At 49.6% G+C, this 24,882-nt stretch carries 14 protein-coding genes and 1 pseudogene; 5 read left to right on the top strand and 10 right to left on the bottom strand.

Features of this window, described 5'->3' with window-relative positions; translation table 11 throughout:
• Positions 1-111 precede the first annotated feature (111 nt).
• Complete coding sequence (locus PRU_RS14140) at positions 112-1,068, bottom strand: phosphatase PAP2 family protein (RefSeq protein WP_013065396.1); 957 nt, start codon at positions 1,066-1,068, stop codon at positions 112-114.
• A complete protein-coding gene (locus PRU_RS14135) occupies positions 1,059-2,054 on the bottom strand; it encodes an NAD-dependent epimerase/dehydratase family protein (RefSeq protein ID WP_013063410.1) in 996 nt (331 codons plus the stop codon). Before PRU_RS14135 ends, PRU_RS14140 begins: the two co-directional genes overlap by 10 nt.
• Before the next feature lie 159 nt (positions 2,055-2,213).
• Between PRU_RS14135 and rnr the strand changes: the two genes are divergently transcribed.
• The 5 genes from rnr to pulA all read left to right on the top strand — a co-directional run bounded on the left by rnr (position 2,214) and on the right by pulA (position 12,962).
• Positions 2,214-4,355 carry a ribonuclease R gene (gene rnr, locus PRU_RS14130; RefSeq protein ID WP_013064580.1) on the top strand — a complete coding sequence of 714 codons (2,142 nt, stop codon included), beginning with the start codon at positions 2,214-2,216 and terminating at the stop codon, positions 4,353-4,355.
• Positions 4,356-4,460: 105 nt separating this feature from the next.
• Complete coding sequence (locus PRU_RS14125) at positions 4,461-6,044, top strand: ATP-binding protein (protein ID WP_041386365.1); 1,584 nt, start codon at positions 4,461-4,463, stop codon at positions 6,042-6,044.
• A 117-nt stretch (positions 6,045-6,161) separates the two neighbouring features.
• Positions 6,162-8,840 carry a 4-alpha-glucanotransferase gene (locus tag PRU_RS14120; protein WP_041386364.1) on the top strand — a complete coding sequence of 893 codons (2,679 nt, stop codon included), beginning with the start codon at positions 6,162-6,164 and terminating at the stop codon, positions 8,838-8,840.
• Positions 8,841-11,054 (top strand): glycoside hydrolase family 97 protein, encoded by a 2,214-nt coding sequence (locus PRU_RS14115; RefSeq protein ID WP_013065504.1) that lies wholly within the window; start codon positions 8,841-8,843, stop codon positions 11,052-11,054. It abuts the gene before it with no gap.
• A gap of 36 nt (positions 11,055-11,090) precedes the next feature.
• Entirely contained in the window at positions 11,091-12,962 is a 1,872-nt protein-coding gene (gene pulA, locus PRU_RS14110) for a type I pullulanase (RefSeq protein WP_224083064.1), read from the top strand.
• A gap of 102 nt (positions 12,963-13,064) precedes the next feature.
• Here pulA and PRU_RS14105 read toward each other — a convergent pair whose 3' ends face one another.
• From PRU_RS14105 to PRU_RS14070, 8 genes and pseudogenes are all read right to left on the bottom strand, one after another.
• Positions 13,065-14,009, bottom strand: coding sequence for an alpha/beta hydrolase (locus PRU_RS14105; RefSeq protein ID WP_041386361.1), 945 nt, complete (start codon positions 14,007-14,009; stop codon positions 13,065-13,067).
• On the bottom strand, positions 14,006-15,190 hold the full coding sequence (locus PRU_RS14100; protein WP_013065393.1) for a glucuronyl esterase domain-containing protein: 1,185 nt from the start codon (positions 15,188-15,190) through the stop codon (positions 14,006-14,008). The genes PRU_RS14105 and PRU_RS14100 overlap by 4 nt, the downstream gene beginning before the upstream one ends.
• 17 nt (positions 15,191-15,207) lie before the next feature.
• Positions 15,208-17,136: an alpha/beta hydrolase-fold protein gene (locus PRU_RS15485; protein ID WP_080517214.1), complete on the bottom strand. Its 1,929-nt coding sequence runs from the start codon at positions 17,134-17,136 to the stop codon at positions 15,208-15,210.
• A gap of 19 nt (positions 17,137-17,155) precedes the next feature.
• Entirely contained in the window at positions 17,156-19,303 is a 2,148-nt protein-coding gene (locus PRU_RS14090; RefSeq protein WP_013064576.1) for a glycoside hydrolase family 31 protein, read from the bottom strand.
• A gap of 9 nt (positions 19,304-19,312) precedes the next feature.
• On the bottom strand, positions 19,313-20,662 hold the full coding sequence (locus PRU_RS16185; protein ID WP_177168177.1) for a family 43 glycosylhydrolase: 1,350 nt from the start codon (positions 20,660-20,662) through the stop codon (positions 19,313-19,315).
• A 57-nt stretch (positions 20,663-20,719) separates the two neighbouring features.
• Positions 20,720-21,970: pseudogene (locus PRU_RS14080) on the bottom strand (glycoside hydrolase family 43 protein); the annotation flags it as partial.
• A gap of 224 nt (positions 21,971-22,194) precedes the next feature.
• On the bottom strand, positions 22,195-23,643 hold the full coding sequence (locus PRU_RS14075; protein WP_013062996.1) for a TolB family protein: 1,449 nt from the start codon (positions 23,641-23,643) through the stop codon (positions 22,195-22,197).
• A gap of 11 nt (positions 23,644-23,654) precedes the next feature.
• Positions 23,655-24,878, bottom strand: a complete 1,224-nt coding sequence (locus PRU_RS14070) for a DUF6057 family protein (RefSeq protein ID WP_041386359.1) — start codon at positions 24,876-24,878, stop codon at positions 23,655-23,657.
• Positions 24,879-24,882: the final 4 nt, after the last annotated feature.

Below are 24,882 nucleotides of genomic sequence, written 5' to 3'. Positions count from 1 at the left end.
TCGGATGGACAAAAAAGAAAAGAATCCCGACTCGCCTTGTGTCGGAATCCCTATGTTGTATTATGTCTTATCCTTACTTATTCGGTTGCAAAGATAAGCATTATTTTCGAATCAAACAAATTTTTTTGATAAAAAAAACAAAAACGCATAGATGACGAGGGCCGAAATCCAACCACCAATCACATCTACTGCATAGTGCGCCTGAATGTAAACAGTTGCGAAACACATCAGCACGTAAAAGGGCAACAATGTGTACAGCAGTTTACGATTACGGGCATGCCAAGCCAACAACAACAGAATGGTGGTTACACCCACATGACTGCTGGGGAAAGCTGCCGTAGGACGTTCGCCTGCTGCGTGCGCACTGGCCACACACTGGTAGAAGAAGCCATCCTTCCAACCTGGTATGGTTAACGCCTCAGTGTGGGTAGCGAAATAATCGCCCACATTGGGGAAGTTGCCCTGTGCTATCTGATCTACGCCTGCTGCCAAGTAGTAATACTGCGGACCGGTAACGGGCATCAGTACAAAGATGACATAATAGAGCATGAACGATGCCAGGATGATAAACACCACGCGCGAAAACTCCTGATAACGATACAGGAAATAGTAAAGTGTTACCAGGGCTATGAGTGGATAATACGAGGCATAGCCCAGATGCATCAGCTCGCTAAACACCGGATTAGAGATAGCCTGCGAGAAGACCAGAGCGGGCTGAAAGTGAAACAGCTGCTGCTCGTAACCGGCAAACACATGGTCGAGATTAGGGAATACCTGATTGATATCATAGGTATCAGGATACCACCACGACAGCAGTATCAGCTGCAATGCCACACGGAACATCATCGTGAGGCGGCAGGGAATCATACGATACACCCACCAGAGTGCCAGAGTAGAAATAACCACCTGCGCACGTCCCCAAAGCATTTCGCCTGGATTCTGCAATTTGGTAAAGGTAATCATAATAAGCAGCAACGTAAACAGCAAATAAGCCATCACTGCCCACTCGAATGCCATTAATCCCTTACGGGGTTTCTTTTCTATCTCGAATATCTTTTTTATAACCATTTGTTATCCTGATACCATTTAATTGTTTCTTTCACGCCACGTTCCAGATCGTACTCAGGCTTATAGCCCAGTTCACTGATAGCGGGCTGTATATCACAACGCCAATTACGCTGACGAAGAATATTATATTTATCGTTATTAAGCGCGGTTACCTTACCTGTCAGTCGTCCGATATACTCACCAAAGAAGGTTACCACACGCAGTACCCAGATAGGCGCCTTGATTCGAATCCACCATGGGCATCCCAGTTCCTGATGAATCAGATTGCTGAACGTCTCGCTCTGATATACCTTACCATCGCTCAAGAAGTACTTTCTACCGTTCTCGCCCTTATCCAAAGCCAGAAAGATGGCCTGAACCACATCCTTTACATATACAAAGGTGATATCCTGACGCTTGTAGCCTACAGCAAAATCAGAGTGCTGCTTAATGCTCTTGGCCATAATAAAATAGTCTTTCTCACGAGGACCATAAACACCAGTTGGACGTACTATTATATAAGGTACGCGCGAGGCCATCTGTTCCAGATACTGCTCAGCGGCCAGTTTACTGCGACCATAAGCGGTATTAGGCTGGGGCGTATCGGTTTCCTTAATCTCCTGATAAGGCTGCTGTTCACGGATAGCACCAAAAATGCTCAAGCTGCTTACAAACACCAATCGCTTCAGCGGCATACCTACCTCGACGAGTGCATCAACCAGATTCTTAGTTCCCTCGGTGTTTATACGGAAGAAATCCTGTTTATCCAAGCACTTAGTTACACCTGCAGCATGTACCACATAATCGAATGCCTGACCACGTAGCTGCTCCACCAATTGAGCCTTCGACGAAAGGTTCAGTTCGATAAAGTTGATGCGCTCATCCTGCAGATAAGCCTTAGAGCTACTGCCACGTACCGCAGCCCATGTATCAAAGCCGCGACGGAGTGCCTCCTCAACAATAAACGAGCCGATAAAACCACTCGCACCAGTTACTAATATCTTCATACATCTTAAAAATTTCCGTGCAAAGTTACAATTTTTTAGGCACGGATTACACGGATTACACGGATTTTAACTATTTTACGAAAAAATCTGTGTCAATCCGTGTAATCCGTGCCTTTTTTTTCTTATCTTTGCAGGCAGAAAGAAAAAAGAAAACAAGCTATGGGTAAGAAGAAAGGTGGAAAACGTTTAGGAAAGAAGCAGGTAAGCGAACTACTACAGAACCTGTTTCAACATAATCCTAACGAAACATTCTCGTTCAAACAAATATTCAAGGTGTTGAAACTCGACACTCATCCTCTCAAGATGCTGGCCATCGATGTGATGGAGGAGATGGCGTGGGATGATTTCCTGCTGAAAGTGAGCGACAACTCCTACAAACTAAACCTGAAGACTCAGGTACAGGAAGGTATCTTCCATAGAAAAGCTAACGGACGTAACTCGTTTGTGCCTGATGATGGTGGTACACCTGTGTTTGTGGCCGAACGTAACTCGATGTCGGCTATGGATGGCGACCATGTAAAGGTATCACTTATGGCGCGCCGCGATAAGCATATCAAAGAGGCAATGGTTATCGAGATTGTGAAGCGAGCCCACGACACGATCGTTGGTAAGCTGCGCGTTGAAAAGGATATAGCCTTCCTGGTAACAGCCGACTCTACGATTGTTCACGATATCATTATCCCTAAGCGTAAGCTGAAGGGAGGTAAGACCGACGACAAGGCTGTAGTAAAGATTATCCAGTGGCCCGATCAGGACCATAAGAACATCATCGGTCAGGTCATCGATATTCTGGGTAAGACAGGTGAAAACAATGCTGAGATGCACGCCATCCTGGCACAGTATAATCTGCCTTATAAGTATCCCAAGAACGTAGAAGAGGCTGCCGAGAAGATCGACGCAGCTATCACCCCAGAGGAGATTGCTCGCCGTGAGGACTTCCGCGATGTATTCACATGCACCATCGACCCCAAGGATGCCAAGGACTTCGACGATGCCCTGAGTATCAGGAAGACAGACAAAGGTCTTTGGGAGGTTGGCGTACACATCGCCGATGTATCACACTACGTAAAAGAGGGTTCAACCATCGACAAGGAAGCATATGCACGTGCCACCAGTATCTATCTGGTGGATCGTACCATCCCTATGCTGCCCGAGCGTTTGTGTAACTTTATCTGTTCGCTGCGCCCCGACGAGGAAAAACTGTGCTACAGCGTTATCTTCAAGATGGACGACGAGGCAAACATCAAGGATTGGCATCTGGCACACACCGTGATTAAGAGCGACCGTCGCTATGCCTACGAAGAGGTTCAACAGATTATTGAAGAGGGAAAAGGCGAAAACGCCGAATTCCTGTTGAAGCTCGATGCGCTGGCCAAGAAACTGCGCGAAGCCCGATTCAAGAACGGTAGTGTAAAGTTCGACCGCGAGGAGTTGCACTTTGATATCGACGAGACTGGCAAACCTATCCGCGCCTACTTCAAGGTGTCGAAAGATGCCAACAAGCTGATTGAGGAATTCATGCTGCTGGCCAATAAAACGGTGGCCGAAAGTATCGGTCGCGTGAAGAAGGGTGTTAAAGCAAAGACGCTGCCCTACCGTATTCACGACCAACCAGATCCACAGAAGCTGGAGAATCTGCGCGAGTTTGTGGCTAAGTTCGGCTATAAGGTAAAAACTGCCGGTACCAAGGGTGCTATCACCAAGTCGCTTAACGCCCTGATGTCGCAGGCCGAAGGTACACGCGAGCAGAATGCCATTGAGACTGTTGCTTTGCGTGCCATGATGAAAGCCAAGTATAGCGTACACAATATCGGTCACTATGGACTTGCATTCGACTACTACACGCACTTCACTTCACCCATCCGTCGTTATCCCGACATGATGGTTCACCGTCTGCTTACCAAGTATCAGGATGGTGCCCGTTCGGCCAACAAGGATAAGTACGAGGAGTTCTGCGAGCACTGCAGCGACATGGAGCAGATATCCATGAATGCTGAGCGCGACTCTATCAAGTACAAGATGGTAGAGTTTATGGCCGACAAGATTGGTAATACCTACGATGCACATATCAGCGGCATCCAGTCGTACGGTATCTATGCCCAGATTGACGAGACCCACTGTGAAGGAATGATACCTATTCGCGACCTGGGTAACGACTACTACGACTTCGACGAGAAGAACTACATGATTGTAGGTCGTCGTCATCACACCAAGTACCAGTTGGGCGACCCCATACGTATTCAGGTAGCCCGTGCCAATCTGGAGCGCAAGCAGTTAGACTTTACGCTGGCTGATGATTAAGAAGATTAAGAACTTATATTAATAAAACAAATACACGTGATTAAATTGAGACTAGACAGATACTGGATTGTAGGGTTGTTGATAACAACTCTATGCAGTATATCTATGCGAGCAATAGCATTCGTGCCACCTACAGACCAGATTACCATTGGTCTGGATGCCAACTATGCCCCACTGCAATCGGTAGATAAAGACGGACTTCCCCATGGTTACGACATCGACTTTACACGCGAGTTGATGAAGCGTATGGGTATCAAATACTATTATGTGCCCAACCTGTGGAACAAGGTGGCCACCTCGGTGCTTAACGGCGATACCGATCTGGCGATGATGGTTTACTCATCCTATCGCAAGGATACCATCTATTATTCGCGTCCTATCTTCCGTCTGTACTACCAGGTGGTGTATCGTAAAAGCGACTACAAGACGTTTGACTTCCGTAACCTGAAAGGTAAGACATTTGCCTTCCTGAACTCACGCCATATTTCCGAACTGGTGGAGCGCGAAGGTGGTACTTGCGTAAAAGTTAACGATCTCGACCAGTCGTTCCGCGAACTGGCAAACGGCCGTTACGATGCCATTATCTGCTACCGTTATCAGGCCAAATACTTTATCGATCATTACGGCCTCGAGAGTCTGGCTCGAGAGGAGATTTCGCTACAGCCACGCGAATACTGCTATGTAGGCCACAACAAGGAGCTGATCGACGCCATCAGTCTGGAGATAGCCAAGATGGACAGCGAAGGACTGGTTGACAAGATATATGGCTCGGAAATCAAGGAAGGCGTTAGTCATCATGGTGTGCCCATGTGGATCTGGTATCTAAGTGTTATAATCATCCTGGCACTCATCTCACTTTATATCTTTACCCTCTATCGCTCTCGCCGCAAGTTGCAGTTCACTAACGCTATGTTAGAAACCAACTACAACATCTTGGAAATGAGCCACATGGAGTTGGAGCAAACCAACCACCAGTTGATAGAGGCCACAGCCAGAGCTGAGGAATCATCGAAGATGAAGACCCACTTTATCCAACAGATTTCGCACGAGATACGTACCCCATTGAATATCCTGAGTGGCTTTACACAGATACTCACCACTCCAGACTTAGAGTTAGGCGAGGACGAGAAGAAGCAGATTGCCAACGACATTGTAACCAATACCGAACGTATTACCGGTCTGGTTAACAAGATGTTGGAACTGAGCGATGCCAACAGTCGCAACGTGATTGAGCGAACCGATAAGGTATCGCCTAACAAGATTGCCAGCGAGGCCATCGCCAAGAGTATGATTGCCGATAATCCCTCACTGACGTTTGATCTGGAGATACAGCCTGAGGTAGAGAAGATTCTACTGAAGACAAATATGCAGGCAGCTGTTCGTGCCCTGACTTTGTTACTCGACAATGCGCGCAAATTCAGTGCAAAAAGTGCCGATCAACATGTAAAACTGCATATAGAGGCCCTGCCCAGCAGTGTACAGTTCGCAATCGAAGACAATGGTATAGGCGTTCCAGCCAAGGAAGCTGAGCACATCTTCGACGAGTTTGTACAGCTCGACGCCTATTACGAAGGCACTGGTATCGGACTAACCGTAGCACGTAGTATGGCCCGCCGAATGGGAGGCGATATACAACTGGATACCGACTTCAATCCTGGCGCCAGATTCGTCATGACACTCCCCCGATAAGCAGAGTTTCTTGCATGCAATCGTTTGCATCGAGAAACTATCAATTACAAGCCCGTTTGGAAACACCGAACGGGTTATTTTTGTACTTTTGCCAAAAATAACTAAAAGCAAGTTGGTATGAAGATCACTTTCAACCTGGAGTACCAGACTATCTTCGGCGAAGAGCTGGCACTGAACATCCTAACGGATGGCAAGACGGAAGAGCACAAGATGACAACCCTGGATGGGCTGCACTGGATGTGCGAAATGAATAAGGCAGAGAAATCGGCTGCCCACATCGACTATTATTATACCGTGATGCGCGGCGACCATGAGCAGCGTCACGAGTGGCTGGTTATTCCACACCGTTTGGAGTTTGCTGCAGCCAAGGGAGCCCGTTATATGGTTTACGACCACTGGATTGATATCCCAGAGGATTCGTATATGTACTCGACTGCTTTTACCGAATGTGTGGCCGCCCGTACACAAAAAATGAGCAACCTTACATCCTATGGCAAGACCGTACGTCTGAAGGTTCGTGCCCCACAGCTGCGCAACAACGAGCGCCTGGCACTGATTGGTGGCGGCGAGACCTTAGGAAACTGGGAGGCAAAGCGTGCCATCGACATGGCTGAGCACGAGAACAACGAATGGGTGATCAGTCTTGACGCCGACAAACTCCCTCGTACCATCGAGTTCAAATTCGTGGCCCTCGACGAAGAGGTAGATGTCACTCCATTGTGGGAGAACGGTATGAACCGTACCGTTGAGCTACCGGAAATAGCAGATGGCGAGGTCGTTGTCTATGAACTGTCGCAGGCCTACTTCCCTGTCTATCCTTGGAAGGGTGCCGGTACCGTTATCCCTATCTTCTCATTACGCAGTGAGGGCAGCTTTGGTGTTGGCGACTTCGGCGACCTGAAGCTGATGATTGACTGGTGCGACAAGACCAAGCAGCGCGTACTGCAAGTGCTGCCCATCAACGATACCAATATCACCCACACCTGGCAGGATTCATATCCCTACAACTCTATCAGCATCTATGCACTGCATCCGCAATACACCGATTTGCGCCAGCTGCCACAGCTGAAAGACGAAAAACTGCGCCAGGAGTACGAGGTTCTGCGTAAATCGCTGAACGCCCTACCACAAATCGACTATGAGCGTGTAAACAATGCCAAGATGGAGTATCTGCGTGCCATCTATGCTCAGGAAGGTGCCAAGACCATGAAGACGGCAGCCTTCAAGCAGTTCTTCGAACAGAATAAGGAGTGGCTGGTACCTTATGCCGCTTTCTGTCATTACCGTGATCTATACGGCACAGCCACATTCCAAGACTGGCCCGACCATCATGAGTTGCCCGACAGCGAGCGCGAGGCCATGAGCAAGTCAACAACTAAGTTATATAAAGAGGTGGCCTTCTGGTACTATGTACAGTTCAACCTCGATCAGCAGATGCGTGCCGCCCATGCTTATGCCCGCAAGAAGCGCGTGGTTTTGAAGGGCGATATCCCCATCGGCATCAGTCGCGATGGTGTAGAGGCTTGGGTAGAGCCCAAGTACTTTAACCTGAACGGACAGGCCGGTGCACCACCCGATGCATTCTCGGCTAACGGACAGAACTGGGGCTTCCCCACCTACAACTGGGATGCCATGCTTGAAGACGGCTGCTCTTGGTGGGTTCGCCGTTTCCGCAAGATGGCAGAGTACTTCGATGCCTATCGCATCGACCACGTGTTAGGTTTCTTCCGCATTTGGGAAATACCTATCGATGCCGTTCACGGTTTGTTAGGTCAGTTCTCGCCCTCACTGGGTATGACCCGCGAGGAAATCGAAGCCTACGGTCTGCACTTCCAGGAAGAGCTGTTCACCAAGCCATTCATTGCCGACTGGACTTTGGAGCGCATATTTGGCGAGCGTGCTCAGTACGTGAAGGACACCTTCCTGGATCATGCTCACGACGATATCTGGCAGATGAAGCCCGAATACGACACCCAGCGTAAGGTTGAAGCCGTATTCAAGGGCAAGACCGACGAGGCTGATCTGAATCTGCGCGATGGTCTATATGCCCTCATCAGCGATGTGCTCTTTGTGCGCGATCGCAAGAACAAGGACAAGTTCCACCCACGCATCGGTGTGCAGAACGACTTTATCTACGAGGCCCTTTGGGACAACGATAAGTTCGTGTTCAATCGTTTGTACAACGACTACTTCTATCGCCGCAACAACCAGTTCTGGTACACCGAAGCGATGAAGAAGATGCCACGTTTGACACAGGCCACACGCATGCTGGTATGTGCCGAAGACCTGGGTATGGTGCCCGATTGCGTACCCTGGGTGATGAACGAACTGCGCATCCTGAGCCTCGAAATCCAGTCGATGCCAAAGGATCCGACTACACGCTTCGGCAAACTGTCGCACAACCCCTATCGCTCGGTAGATACCATCTCTACCCACGATATGTCAACATTGCGCCAATGGTGGGACGAGGACGAGGAGCAGACACAGACTTACTATAACACCACTTTACGTCGTGGTGGTGCAGCTCCACACCCACTGCCTGGTTGGTTGGCAAAGGACATTGTGAGTCGTCATCTCACATCGCCCTCTATGCTCTGTCTGCTGTCATTGCAGGATTGGCTGAGCATCGACGAGGGCCTTCGCCTTCCCGACCAGAATGCCGAGCGCATCAACATCCCGGCCAATCCACGCCACTACTGGCGTTATCGCATGCACCTCACTATCGAGCAGTTGCTGCAGGCCGACGACTTCAATAACGAAATCAGCACATTAATTATTCAAAGCGGAAGAAAATAAATGAAAAAGTTACTCTTATCGCTGGCTTTGCTGCCACTGATGGCCATCGCCGGCAATGTGAAATCGCCTAACGGCAACATTGAATTAAAGTTTTCTGTTGACAACACTGGTCGCCCTGTCTATGAGATGACCTACAAGGGACGTGCCGTCATCAAGCCTTCTCATCTCGGACTGGAGCTGGCTAAGGACCGCCACTCATCCAAGTGGACCAACGAGACCGACCTGATGGACGGCTTCGCTATCGCCAAGGAAGAAACCTCTACCTTCGACGAGACCTGGCAGCCAGTATGGGGCGAAACCAAGAACATTCGCAACCATTACAACGAACTGGCAGTAACGTTGGATCAGCCATCAGCTAAGCGCCAGATGCTCATCCGTTTCCGTGTCTATGACGATGGTATCGGATTCCGTTACGAGTTCCCTCAGCAGAAAGAGCTCAACTACTTCCTGATTGAAGAGGAACGCACAGAGTTTGCCATGGCAGGCGATCACACTGCCTGGTGGCTGCCTGGCGATTACGACACCCAGGAGCAGGAGACACAAGAGACCAAGCTCTCTGGCATACGTGCCCGTTTCAACGAGGCCGTTAACTGGTATAACTCATCGGTAGCCGTATTCTCAGAGACTGGCGTTCAGACTTCGCTCCAGATGAAGAGCGACGATGGACTGTACATCAACATCCACGAAGCAGCCTGCCAGGATTACGCTACGATGCACCTGGAGTTGGTTGATGCTCAGACCAAGCATCTCTCACAGGAGCTGAAAGGCTTTACTAATGCCTATACCCCAAATCCGGCTCCTTCACGCTATCCTTTGCCACAGCCTTTCACCTTCGTGAGCCACCTTACTCCCGATGCTACAGGCTTGAAGGGTGCCATGCAGACACCTTGCAATACCCCTTGGCGCACCGTGATGGTATCGGATGATGCACGCGACATGCTGTCGAACAACCTCATCCTGAACCTGAACGAGCCTTGTAAGATTGAAGACACCTCATGGATCCACCCCACTAAGTACTGCGGTGTATGGTGGGAAATGATTGTGGGCAAGAGCTCATGGAACTATACCGATGAGTATCCCAGCATTAAGCTCGACCAGATCGACTGGAACAAGGTGAAGCCTAACGGTCGTCATGGTGCCAACAACGAGAAGGTGAAGCGTTATATCGACTTTGCAGCCAAGAACGGCCTCGACGAGGTATTGGTTGAAGGTTGGAACGTTGGTTGGGAAGACTGGGCCAACCTGTGGAAGCGCGACGTGTTTGACTTCGTGACCCCCTATCCTGATTTCGACATCAAGATGCTCAACGACTATGCCCACTCTAAGGGTGTGAAACTGCTGATGCACCACGAGACCTCAAGCTCTACCCAGAACTACGAGCGCCACATGGAACAGGCTTTCAACCTGATGAACAAATACGGCTACGACGCTGTGAAGACCGGTTACGTGGGTGACATCATCCCTCGTGGCGACCATCACTACTCACAGTCGATGAACAACCACTACCTCTATGTAGTGAAAGAGGCTGCCAAGCACCATATCATGGTCAATGCCCACGAGGCAACACGTCCTACAGGTCTCTGCCGTACATGGCCTAACCTCGTTGGTAACGAGTCGGCTCGCGGCACAGAGTACGAGGCCTTCGGTGGTTCTAACCCCGATCACACCTGCATCCTGCCATTCACCCGTTTGCAGGGCGGTCCGATGGACTACACCCCAGGTATCTTCGTCACCAAGCTGAAGGAGTGGAGCGACAACGACTCTTGGGCACGCATCACCATCGCCGGTTCGCTGGCCCTCTATCTCACCATGTACTCACCATTGCAGATGGCTGCCGACCTGCCCGAAAACTACGAGAAGTTCGACGATGCCTTCCAGTTCATCCGTGATGTGGCTTGCGACTGGGACGAGAGCATCTACCTGGAGGCCGAGCCTGCCGACTATATCACCGTAGCCCGCAAGGCCAAGGGCACCGACAACTGGTTTATCGGTGGCAAATGTGATGAGAACGGACACAAGAGCACCATCAAACTCAACTTCTTAGACAAAGGTCGTAAGTACGACTGTACCATCTATGCCGATGCCAAGGATGCTCACTACGAGAAGAATCCTCAGGCTTATGTCATCACCAAGAAGGTGGTAACAGCCAAGGATGTGCTTAAGCTCACAGAGGCTCCTGGTGGAGGTTTCGCCGTATCACTTATTGCAAAATAAAGCATGAAGAAATTGATTTTTGCAGGATTGTTGTCTATGCTACTACCCCATCAGGTAGTAGCACAGACGTTTAAAGAGGTGAGCTATGCACCTCAAGCAACCAAGTTCCAGTTGTTTGCACCCAATGATGCCAAGCAGATTACTGTCCGTGTCTATAAAGACGGACTAGGAGGCAAGGCCATCAAACGCGTAAAAATGCAGAAGACTGGCAACGAGTGCTGGACAGCTACCATCAAGGGCGACCTGATGGGAAAGTTCTACACCTTCGACATGGGTAAGGGCGAGTGCCCTGGTGTCTTTGCCAAGGCCGTAGGTGCCAACGGTAAGCGTGGCGCCATCATCAATATGGCCAGCACCGATCCTGAGCACTGGTGCTGTGATGAGCGTCCTGTCACAAAATCGCCTGCAGATCTGATTATCTACGAGATGCACCATCGCGACTTCTCTATCAATCGTCAGGATGCGCAGTATCCAGGCAAGTTCATGGCGCTCACCGAGCCTTGGGCTATCGACCATCTGAAGTCGTTGGGTATCAACGCTGTGCATATCCTGCCCAGCTACGACTATGGTTCAGTGGATGAGACACGACTGAGCGACAACAAGTACAACTGGGGCTACGATCCAGTGAACTACAATGTGCCCGAGGGTGGCTATTCCACCAATCCTTACAAGCCCGAGGTGCGTATTCGTGAGTTCAAGCAGATGGTGCAGGCGCTGCACAAGGCTGGCATCCGCGTGATTCTCGACGTGGTGTATAACCACACCTACGACATCGAGCACTCCAACTTCCAGCGCACCTATCCCGACTATTTCTATCGCAAAACAGCCGATGGTCAGTACAGCAACGGCAGTGGCTGTGGCAACGAGACTGCATCCGAAAAGCCCATGATGCGCCAGTTCATGATTGAGAGCGTGAAGTACTGGATTAACGAATTCCATATCGATGGATTCCGTTTCGATCTGATGGGCGTTCACGACATCGAGACGATGAACGCCATCCGAAAGGCTGTTAACGACATCGATCCCACCATCTTTATTTATGGCGAGGGTTGGAGTGCTGGTGCCTGTGCTATTCCTAACGAGCAGTTGGGCATGAAGGCCAACATCCCACAGATGCCAACTATCGCAGCCTTTAGCGATGAGATTCGCGATGCTTTGCGCGGTCCGTTCAGCGACGATAAGCAGCCCGCATTCTTAGCTGGCTTGGCAGGCCATAAGGAGAGCATCAAGTTCGGTATCGCTGGTGCCATCAGTCATCCGCAGGTGGATATGACCAAGGTGAACTACAGCAAGGAGCCTTGGGCCACAGAGCCTACGCAAATGATCAGCTACGTGAGCTGTCACGACGACATGTGCCTGGTGGATCGCCTGCAGAGCAGCATCCCAGGCATCACCACCGAGGAACTGATCAAGCTCGACCTGCTGGCACAGACAGCCGTGTTCACCTCACAGGGCGTGCCTTTCATGCTCAGTGGCGAGGAGCTGCTGCGCAATAAGAAAGGTGTGCACAACAGCTTTGAGTCGCCCGACAGCATCAATCAGCTCAACTGGGACAACCTGAAGCAGTATCCACAGGTGTTCAATTATTATAAGAACCTGATTCAGTTGCGCAAGAATCATCCTGCTTTCCGTTTGGGCAATGCCGACTTGGTGCGCAAGCATCTGGAGTTTATCGATGCTCCAGAGAGTGTGGTAGCCTTCCGTCTGAAGAACTATGCAGGACGCGACGACTGGCGCAACATCATCGTGGTGCTCAATGCCAACAAGGAGCCCATGGAGCTCACCATCCCTGATGGCCACTACACCATCGTATGCTGCGATGGCACCATCAATGAGAATGGCCTCGGCACCCTCAAAGGCTCCAAGGCCATCGTAGATGCCCAGTCGGCATTAATTCTCCACGACTAAATCAAAAAGTAACTTTTCGCTAATCGAAAAGTAGCTTATCACCCAACAAGAAGTAGCTTTTCGCATGGCGAAAAGCTACTTCTTGTTATAAGAATAGTCATTTTACAGGAGCGCCTTCAGGAAATTCACCATCTTCTGAAGGTTTTCTTCTACATACATAGCTGGTCCGCCATGACTGCCTTCGGGAACGAAGGTAGCCTCGGTCTTTACTCCTGCAGCCTTCAACGTCTCGAAGAAAGCCTTTCCCTGGCAGCAGGGCACAACGTTATCCTTCTCACCGTGGAAGATGATGATAGGAGGATCGTTCTTATCCACATAGGTATTGGCACTCAGACTGAGATACTTATCAGGTTCCTTAGCCAACTTTGAGTTCAACAGCACGTCCTCAGGACTGTTCTCGCCCATCTTCATCGACTCACCACAGTCCATAGCAGTCAGGTCGATAGGTCCCGACCAGTCGCAAGCAGCATTTACAGAACTGCTCTCGTTCAGATAGTTACCTACGTTGCCCTCCAGGTCGATATCCACGGTGCCCACCTTAGTCTGCTTGGTACCACTGGTAGTAGCAGCAGTAGAAGCCAGATGACCACCTGATGAGAAGCCGCTGGTAGCGATGAACTTGGTATCAAACTTATACTTCTTAGCCTCACCACGTACAAAACGGATGACGGCACGAATATCGTGAATCTGAGCAGGCCACTTGGCATCCATGCTCGAACGGTGGTTTGGACAAACCACTGCAAAACCGGCATCCAACAGACTCTTGACGATGGTACCCAAATCAGCCATACCCTTACTGCTGTTACTGAACCAGGCACTGCCATAGATATGAATCACCACAGGATAGGATGCCTGCTCCTTCTTAGGGAGATAGATATCACAGGTGTGATAAGCCTGGTCGTCGCCAGCATAATTCACATCCTTCCATTCCTGCGAGGTTTCCAGCTTCACCTGAGGTGCCTGAAAACCTCCGAATCCGCCTGCTGGCTGAGCCATGGCCATAGCCGAGAGGCAACACATACATACTGATAATATAGTCTTCTTCATTTGATTAATGTTTTAGAATAAACGCGAATATCACTCGTTTTAGTATCTTTGCCTAACAAAAATTTATCAATAAAGGCCAAAACTTCGGGCCATTGGCACTCAGGCAACTGACAGTGGCCGTGACCACCAACGATACTCCAACCCATACGATCGGCAATACCGAAACGCTCCCATACCTTCTTGGCTGCCTTGGCTGATACCAACATGGCATCGTCGGCCAACCACTTGTAATCGGGATTACCTAACAGCAGCAAGGCACGTGGACAAATCAGTGCACAGAGCTCATGTTGGTCGTAAGGCAGCTGATACACACTGTCGCCATGGAAGTTAGTGAGCTGACTCTCCAAGAACCAGTGATAGTCGGTCTTATCCAGATTCTCTACGCTGTCCTGCAGATGCGAGTAGCGCCAGGCAGCAGCACCGCCACCACCAGGTTCCTGAGCGATGGTCAGAGCCACACGCTCATCAAAAGCACCACAATACAGGGCCATTTTTCCGGCATACGAGCAACCTGTAACACCAATACGCTTGGTATCAATCTTGGTTACCTCAGGACCTAACAGCTCCAAGCCATCAATCAAACGACTGAAGCCCCAAGCCCATTCGCTATAAGCACCGTTATCCTTCAACTGTGGATAGAGACGGTCGAAGTTGTGCTCACCACGCTCATGGTGCTTGCCCCACTGTCCGTAGTCGTTCACCTGCTTCTCGTGGAAGTTCATGGTGGCAATGGGACGGTCCTCGAACAACTGGCGTGGCAGCGCAATCATGCTCGAGCCAATCATCAGGGGATAAGGCGCCTTGCCCGTTTTGGGATATCTGATTTCAGAGGTCAAAGTGAGTGTCTGTCCATTCACGGTCACATCCACAATGAGGGTGTCGCCACTCATGCGGGCCTTGATATTCTCTTTCTTCACAGCAGGTTTCTCGCCAATACCATAATGCTGTATCAGCGCAGCTATCTCACTACGCTTACGCGCCCAGTCACTAAAACCATTCACGCCTTTCAGTGGGTCGGGCAGATCCTTGATAACGGGCAGTTCATTAGCTGCAGGCATGGCAGGCTTTGCAAAAGCTGCGCCAGTATTCTCTACCTGATAAGCTAATGGAAGTTGGCCACCCTGCTGCGCCTGAGCGCAGAGGGCAGCACAACACAGTACAATAGTTGATATAAGTCTCATAGTTTTTTTCTCTTGATTTACATACCGAAGCCGCCGCCAAAGCCACCGCCTCCATTAAAGCCGCCACCGCCAAAGCCGCCCATAGCGGGGAACTCAGGATCGGGCTGCTTCTTAATTTCGAGCAACAGTTTTACTAAGGCTCTGCGACGCAAGCTCCATGTAGGATAATCGTTGGCGTCCAGCTTATTCATCTTAAAGCCAGGCATCTGCATACCACCCTGCTGCTGACTTAGATCCTGAGCGCTCACGGTGATCATACAGGGCTTGGCATTGCCATCGGCAATCAAACGGTCGGTAATGGCATCGGCACCACCTACCTTAAACCAGCTTTCTACCGATTCACCTTCGACAGGAATCAGCTGGATAAAGGCAGGCATCACGCCCATACGCATATTGCCAGAGATATAGAAAGCGGTATTACGCTCCAAGTCGTAGCTGACACGACCGTGATCCATCTCACCTTGCGAGGCGAAGTTGAATGGCGACTTAGGATTGTCGGCCACACTGTACTTAAAGCCGGCATCGGGCGAGATATACATGTTGCTGGGGTCGGTAACCTGCATGCTGTCAACCACAAAGCAATACTTAAAGGTCTCAAACAGATACTCGTTCAGCCTCACGCTCCACACGCCGTCGCTGTCGCGCTCCATAGCCACATTCTCGGGCAGCATCTCGCACTCCAGCTCCACCTTCTTAGCCTCAGGCGCCTTGAAACGGAAGATGATACCATCCTCGGTATATTCGGGCGAGATGATAGGACGTGGGAAGAGTCGGGCCATAACACCAGGAGTGAACTGCTGCTCCTTTCCGGTCTTGGCAGGGGCTGGCTCACCGGTAGCCATGGCTGTTTCGGCAGCTTTCTTATTGAAGAGCAGTGGCAAGGTCTTGGTCAGGAAATACTTGGCGTTCATCCAGGTATGTCCGAACTTATCGTTGGTAAACTCCTTCACACTGCGGATACCCTTGGTGTCGAGGAACTCCATATAGTCGCGGGCATTGCCATACAGGAAATCGTCGGTACCAACACCCAACCAGAACAGGCGTATCTTCTTATTCGTATCCTCAGCATTATCGTAAACACCAGCAATATCGGTTGATGTAAACGAACTGTAGCTGCACAGATACGAGAACTTATCCAGGTTGCTCAAGCCATTGAACAAAGCCTGGTTTCCACCACGCGAGAAACCACCGATGGCACGATGATCCTTATTGTTGATGGTACGGTAGTTTTTCTCGATATAAGGCATCAGGTCGTTGATCAGGTCCTTACTGAACACGTCGCCACCAAAACGGGTTTGTGGGGCACCGTTAGCAGCAGGCGCTGCCAACAGTTTGGTGGGATTACCATAAGGCTGCACGATAATCATCTCCTTGGCAGCCTTCTGTGCCAGCAGATTGTCGAGGATATAGTTCACACGACCCACCTTATAATAAACCTCTTCGGTATCAGTAGTACCACTAATCAGATAGAATACAGGGTATTTCTTATCACGACTCATCATGTAGTTGGGTGGCAAATACACGATGGCGGTATTGGTGCCGCCCAGACTCTTAGAGTAATAATGGATATACTCCATGGTGCCATGGGGCACATTCTTGATGTCGTGGGGCAATCCGTCTTTCGATTTGATCTCCAACAGACTGTTCTTAAAGCCCTCGTTGGGGAAGTACTGTGGATTGTCGGGGTCCATGATGCTCACACCGTCAACCACGAAGCAATAGGGATACATGTCGGGGGCAGCCGGACCCAGCGTTACGGTCCATAAGCCTGTCTTGGCATCTTTCTGCATGGCTTTACGCCCTGCAAACTGCACATCAACCAGCACCTCTTTGGCCTGGTCGTTCTTATACTGGAATGTTACCGTACCATCAGCATTGGTGATGGTGCCGGCCTTTGCCTGCATAGCGCAGGCCATGAGTAGAGTTAATAATAGTTTTTTGCTCATAAGTTTAAAGTTTATGTAATTATTCTATAGAATATCCAACTCTGACAAACACAGGGATATAGGCCTTAGTTACTGGCGTTTCAACATACTGTCCGCCATCGTAGTATTTTCCTGTATGATAGTCGGTCCAACCGCCAGGATGCTTGGGCAGATAGGTGCGCCATGTGGTCACACCTGGCTCGGTAACCGGACTGATGAGCAGTGCCGGACCAAACATGTATTCATACTTTTGCTTCAGAGCCTCGGCATCATGTGCGAAGTCGAACACCAATGGGCGCATCAGTGTACTACCCTGTTCAGAGACAGCCTTGGCGCAACGCTTGATATAAGGCAGAAGCTGATAGCGCTCTTTCAGACAGTTAGCAATGATTGTCTGCGCCTCCTGACCATAGTTCCAGGGTTCGGTATTACTCATATAACCATGCACACGCATCAGTGGCAGATAAACAGCGGTCTCTATCCAGCGCAGCATGCGTTCAATATAAGCACTATCGGTATATTGGTTCTGCGGACGGAAGAAGCCGCCGGCATCGTAGGTCCACCAGGGGATACCAGCAGCCTGCATGCCAAGACCTGCTGTAATCTGGCGGCGGAAAGTCTCCCAATCGTTACCCACATCACCACTCCACATGGCCGAGCCATAGCGCTGGATACCAGCAAAACCGCAACGGGTGAGTATCATTGGTTCCTTACCAGCAGCCAAAAGACCTTCATACACCGTCTTGTTCACCAGTAGCGGATAGACATTACGCACCTGTTCACCATTCCATCGACCGTTGTTCACCTTACGGTCCAACAGGTCGTCGTTCTCAGGTTCGGTAGCATCCTGCCACCAGGCATCGATACCCAAAGGCAACAGGCGCTCTTTGAAGTTCTTCCAATAGGCAGCGGCAGCCTCAGGATTAAAAAAGTCAATCCAATCAGTTTCAGGGATATAATAGTTGGCGGCTAGCATCTGCTGACCCACTTCAGAGTTCTTGTCGATCTTCGACCACACACTCAGCATCAGTTTCATGCCCATCTGGTGCAGACTGTCGGTCAGCGCCTTGGGATCGGGATAGAACGCCTCATCGAAACGCATCGAGTTCCAACCGTATTTGCCCCAATACTGCCAGTCCTGAACCAGCATACTCACGGGCAGGTTCTCGCTACGGAAGCGGTTGGCGGTCTGGAGAATCTCATCCGACGAGTGGAAACGCTCGCGACAGTGGATATACCCCAAAGCCCACTCTGGCATCTGAGGGCACTCACCGGTCAGCTCGCGATAGGTCGCAATAATCTCATCAGGCGAACCCACAAACACCGTATAGTCAACACCATCGGCTACTGGCGAACGGAACACAGTCTCGTCTTTCACCTTATTATAATATACGACAGGCTGATCAATCTTGGTCAGTTCTGCCGACAGCTGGTGACGACCTTTGGTCAGATGTACTATCTTAGAGGCCGTAGGTGGCAGCCATACGTTCTGCATCTCTATCACCTGCTCGCCATCTATGGTCAGGTTATGGCGGCGCGCCATCTTCTGCCCCACATCGAGCAGCAGCGCATAATCGACGGTTTCATCAATATCAATCGTGGCCTCGAAGATATGGCGTTCGCGAACCTCACGCTTGCCACCTTCGGTAGAGGTAACATCCACCACCTCACGCTCACCGGCACCAGCACGCTTCGTTAGTTTCACACTGTGACTGCATGGGTTAAAGTCGGTCAGGCCGTAGTTATTCCACAGCACGCCATAGCCCTTACTCGAAATCAGCATGGGGATGCTGATCTGGGTGTTTACCTGTGTAAGTCGGCGCGACAATCCACGCACATTGCTGTAGCCATCCTGGAACTGTCCCAGACCGAAGAGATATTCATCCTTAGGCGAGACGAAAGTCAGTGTAGCCTCGCTACCCGCCAACTGATGGTCAGTGGCTTTAAATACAGCTTTACCTGTATTATCTTTCACCGTCAAGGTGCGACCATCCACCTCGGCAGTAATATCAGCTTGTTTCAGTTCATCGTGACTCACATACAACCAGTCGGGCAATTCACTCTTTGTAGCCGGATTGGCGTATCTCACTCTCACGGCATTCTTAGCCACATAAGTTACAGAAAGGTTCTGCGCAGTGGCCGACACTGCCACTACACAGAACAGAATAGTTGATATTAGTTTCTTCATTATCGTTATTTATTTTTTAAACTGCCACCAATCCAGACGAACATCACCTGATGCTTTGTCGAAACATATATAAAGATCATGCACACCAGCAGCATTCTTCACTTTGCCACCGAATGAGCGATATTTCTCAACGCCACCGGTCTTACCGATGGTGACGGTACCTACCACAGGACCGTCGGCACTATCTAATCGCAGACAGATGGTGCAACCACCAGTAGCGGCTGCTGTGATATTAAACTGCTTGGCACCCTTACCGAAGTCAACACCACGCAGTTTGATATACTCGCCATCATTAATATCAAAGATATACATATTCTTCTTTCCCGTTGAGGTAGGCATATCTGCTACCACACCAGGATTCTCGATACCCATCTTGGCACTCTTCAGTCCGAAGCCCCAAGCCATGGTCTCAGCCTCTACACGCTGGTAGGGGTTCAGCCAGTGCAACTGCTTCATGGGCTGCTGGTCCAACCAGTAAGGAATCTCCTGGATGGTGCCATCGCCATTATAGGTAATCTCCTGAGCCGACACACTGCGACGCTCATGGTGCACAAAAGTCTCCAGATGCATCAGATCGTAGTTCTGACCGAACACATACGAATGTCCCTTGAAATCGCAGATACCGGGATGGTTACCACGGTCGCGCTGGGTGGGCTTCATAATATAGCCTTTCCATTCCCAAGGTCCGGTAGGACTGTCGCTCATGGCATAGCCTAAAGCCTCAGGGCAACAGGTTGATGCGAAACCTAAATAGTAATGACCATTGCGCTTGTAGAACCAAGGTCCCTCCTGATAGTTGGGGATATGTGGCAGTTTGGTTACACCGCTGGTCAGCGATGTCATATCCTCACCTAACTTAGCCCAGAAGGTATGTGGGTTTCCCCAGTACATATAAGCCTGACCATCGTCGTCGGTATAAACTGATGGGTCGATATCATACCAGTTACTCTGATCCCAAACCAATGGCTTGCCGAGTGGGTCTTTAAACGGTCCGTAAGGCGAATCGGCCACCAGTACACCGATACCATGACCATGCAGAGGGGCATACAGGTAATACTTACCATTACGCTCTACGGTCTGGATAGCCCAGCCACCGTTCTCGCGACTGCGCCAAGCGAAGTCTTTCAACGAAGCCACTGCACCATGCTCGGTCCAGTTCACCATATCGGTAGTGCTCCACAACAGCCAGTCGTACATAAAGAAACCTGCCGAACTCTTCTCGTTCACATCGGGGATATCCTCGGGCGAGGCATCATGCGAAGTATAGAGGAACAGGGTATCACCTACTACCAGTGGCGATGGGTCGGCAGTATATTTGGTTTGGAACAAAGGCATGTTCACCTGCTCCAGTCCACGCATCTCCCACCAGTCGAAGTTAAACAGTTTTGGTCCCTTACGACCTTTGAACACCAGATAAACGTCGGCTGTAGCAGGCAGGTTCAAACCCGAAATGGTTCGGGTTGGTGCATCGATATCGGTGATGGTAGAGTAATCCAGATCAACGGTAATGGTCTGCCACTTCTCCCAGCCACCTGTACCAGGCACGTTCAGGGTGCCCAAACATCTGCCACCGATACTGTCGAGATGAATCTCAATTCTGCCACCACGCAAACCACTGGCCACACGGGCTGTGAACGTACGTGGATACTTGTTGGCAAAGGCCACATTCTGAAGTTTGATATAGTCGCCATTGTGGATGTCACTGACATAAACCCCTACCTCATCATTTTGCTCGGTCTTCACGCCTTTCGAGAAAGCCATCGTCTCGGCCTCAACCTTACGATAAGGGTTAAACACGCCAACAGGCTTCACGCCTGCATCGGTGGGCATAATCTTTGGGAAACTGCCATCGGCATTGTACTTAAACTCCTCAACAGCTACACTACGACCGAAACCGCCACCATTTGGCAGTTTACCTGTATGGTAGAAGAAATAGCTATGACCTTTATAATCGGCCACACCACAGTGGTTGGTAAACGAGTTGGTATCGCACAGCGGCATAATCTCGCCGGCATATTTCCAAGGACCCAGAGGCGATGGAGCCGTACTATAGGAGATATGCTCAGGCACGCCGCCAGCAGCATACAACAACTGATATGTACCATTGCGCTTGGTTAACCAAGGACCTTCAACATACGAATCTTTATAGGTCTTGCCCTTCTCGCGCTCCTTCATCATCGGACCGCCAAAAGCCTCTTCGGTCATAGGCAGCTTTCCCAGTTCACCTTCGTACGAAATCATATCACGGTTCAGCTTCAGGTAGTAGCACTGTGGATTACCCCACATCAGCCAAGCCTGCCCATCGTCATCAATCATCACGGTTGGATCGATATGATCCCAGCTGCCATTCTCAAACAAAGGTTTTCCAAGTGCATCCTTAAACGGACCTGTAGGACTATCGCTCACAGCCACACCAATGGCCATACCATTCGAAATCTTTGAATGAGCACAGATATACCAGTAGAATTTTCCGTCACGTTCGATAGTCTGTCCGGCCCAAGCACGGTCATCGGCCCACGAGAAAGTCTCCAAGGCCAATGGCGAACCATGGTCCTGCCAGTTCACCATATCCTGAGTTGAATATACACGCCACTCCTGCATCCAAAAGAAGTCGGCGCCATCTTCGTCATGACCAGTATAAACATACATTATTCCGTTATGTACCATCGGTGCAGGGTCGCTGGTACACCAAGTCTGTACGAAGGGGTTCTGTGCCTTCGCACCTGTAGCTAGCAACATGAGTGCTGCTATGGCTGCTGATTTATTAATCATTCTTTCTCGCTTATTAGTTTACTGCTGCAAAGGTAGCACAAAATAACGATATTAGATTTCCTATATGTATCATTTACTTTGTAAAACGTAACAGATAACTTAAAGCAAGATAGATATCATCAGAAACGCTCTATTTTCCTACCCATTTCGCGAGCATTCGTTTTAACTGGTACAGATGTAAAATCGGGGGTGTTATACGAATACATTAAGCGCTGATAATACTCCTTAGGATTTTGTTGTGGAAGCAGGAACGGCTTGGTGGCCTTCCCGTGTTCATCAACAGACGAGAAATAAAGACGTGTGTACAAACCATCCTCACGACGACTGGTAAACAGGAACCAACGACTATTACGCGTCCAGTTATGCAAACTCTCCGAACGTATGCTATTCACCTCGTTCAATGGTCTGTTTACTCCCGTCTCAAGATCAAGCATATATAAATCTGCTTCCGGATGCCAAACCGAGAAGTAACCATAATCCAACTGCGTGTACATCAAGTACTTTCCATCATACGAAGGGCGAGGCCAAGTCACGCTTTTACCCGTTACACCAGCATTTACCAACGTATCCACCTCGGTACCAATCTTGCCCGATTTCTCATCAAATGCCACTCTACAAAGACTATACCTTACCTGATCATAGCCTTTGGGATAGTTGCCACATCTGACAGTTGTAAAATACAACCACTTACCATCAGGCGAGAAAGCAGGTGTATTCTCTGCCCAACCAGTCGTCATAATCAGGGTATCCTTGATAACCTCATGCTTCTCCATGTCGTAAACAAACACATCCGATGAGGTATCAAACACCTCAATACGCTTGTTGTTGCCAGTATGAAACATCTGTGCTGTTTTATTAGTTGAAAAGGCACAATAGCGACCACTCGGATGCCAGTAGGGATAGACCATTGTACCTCCCAGACTGTCGTTACGCGCTTTGAGGAGTACATCCTTTCCGTGTTGATGTACCACTGTAGCACCATGCTCACCTCTCACATGGAACACATACTGCTCAGGATTCGTACGATTCTGGGTATGACAGTTCATGCATTGTCCATGCACTTGCGAATTCTCCAGCATCGACGTTTCTGTAAAGTCAGAGAGACAACGCTGATACAGCCCCATATGACCATAGAGCGCATAACTGGGCGCAATACGGCGATAGGTAATACCCCATTCGTCAAGCGGATTCGGACTAACCTCGATAGAAAAGTCGCGATACTGATACCAGTTTCCCTCTCTGCATGCCATCACCGACACCAACAAACGACTTCCCTTGTTAGCCTTCAATAACTGATGCCACTCATCTACGTCAAAATCAGCATAGGTCCCCTCTGCATGTATAGAACCACCCTTCTCGCCTTTCACATCTACATAGACATCTGTAAAGTCATCATCAGTCATTGAGAAATTCAGCGGTGCGATATCCACAGGTATCGTTACACCGATATAATCCGGATATATATCAGGCTGCTGGTTCACCATCTGCACATGATCAGGGTGCAGACTACATGCCGACACGAGAAATGACAGCAGTGTTATCAAAGCCCATTTGTTTATCTTCTTCATATCACCTTCATCTAAAAGAAATTCACATCAACTGTCTGACCATAGATATCCTGTAACGGGCCATAGAATGGCACCCTTTTAATTGTTTCAGGATGCGCAGCCAACTCTCTCATCTGTTTTGCCCAGTTACGATAGAACAAGGTAGATTCCAACAAAGAGATGTATTTCAACGCTACCTCATATTGCCCCGTAATCAGAGCTGTTTCCACCAGTCGCGACAGTTCACGACCACTCATATTATAATTCGAAGTACTCTCCAGCACCTCGAAGGCAGCACGTTGCGATATGTTCGGGAAACCCATGTGAAGATATACATCGCTCATCATCATGGCCGCCATACCACTGGTCAGCACCTCGTAAGTATGCAACAGATTCTCCTTCAACTCATCACCGGAAATCTGCTTCAGGTAATACTTGGCCAAACGTACCACGTTTTTACAAGCTAACGACTGCGGTTCCTGCTCGTTCGACCTCCTGACAATCTCGTTCCAGTCTTTCATACGCAAAAGACGATCATACACCATCTCCTCATCGGTGCCAAACTTGCCACGCTGAATCATCTGGTAATCCAAGCCCTTGAATATATTCTCCAAAGAATACGGCACGAAATACGAACTGAAGATGATACAGGCCAGCAACAGCAGGCCCATACCCGAAGTCTGTGCTACAACAGCTATTCTTTCGCGAGGGATAGAAAGCATTCTGAGATGATATAAAGGCAGCAACACGATGATAGGACCTGCCAGCCAATAGCCTATTGGCACGAGCAGACATGAAACGATGAAAGCAGGCATCTTCCGATGGGGCAATAGCAATATCAGCACCAATGTAAACAGAAGACCTACAGGCAGAGTCATTGAGAAGTCCAGGTCGCATAACAGGTAACACAGCACGACCGAAGGCAAGAAAGATACGGGGAAAAGAATCTTTTCACTGACAGCAGGCAGAACTCGTTTCAGCAGCACACCGAAAAGCTGTTGAATAGCAACCAGCAAGATAGCAGATAGCAAGGCTCCCAGCGTCACGAATCGAAAGAACTGTACCAGGAACTCTCCAACATAGCGCGCCATGCCATCAGGAAAAGCCAACCGCTCCATCAGATAATCATCCTGATAGAGGAACAGCTGAAACGACTCACGCGCCAATATCACTTCAGGCCACACATACCCCCAGAAACAGAACACAGCTATACCAAATAGGGCTGTCAGATATAGTTTCCAATTCTTTTTCATCATTTCG

It is taken from the genome of Xylanibacter ruminicola 23 (assembly GCF_000025925.1).
Taxonomy (GTDB): Bacteria; Bacteroidota; Bacteroidia; order Bacteroidales; family Bacteroidaceae; genus Prevotella; species Prevotella ruminicola.
This window is presented reverse-complemented; position numbering and strand designations above follow the sequence as displayed.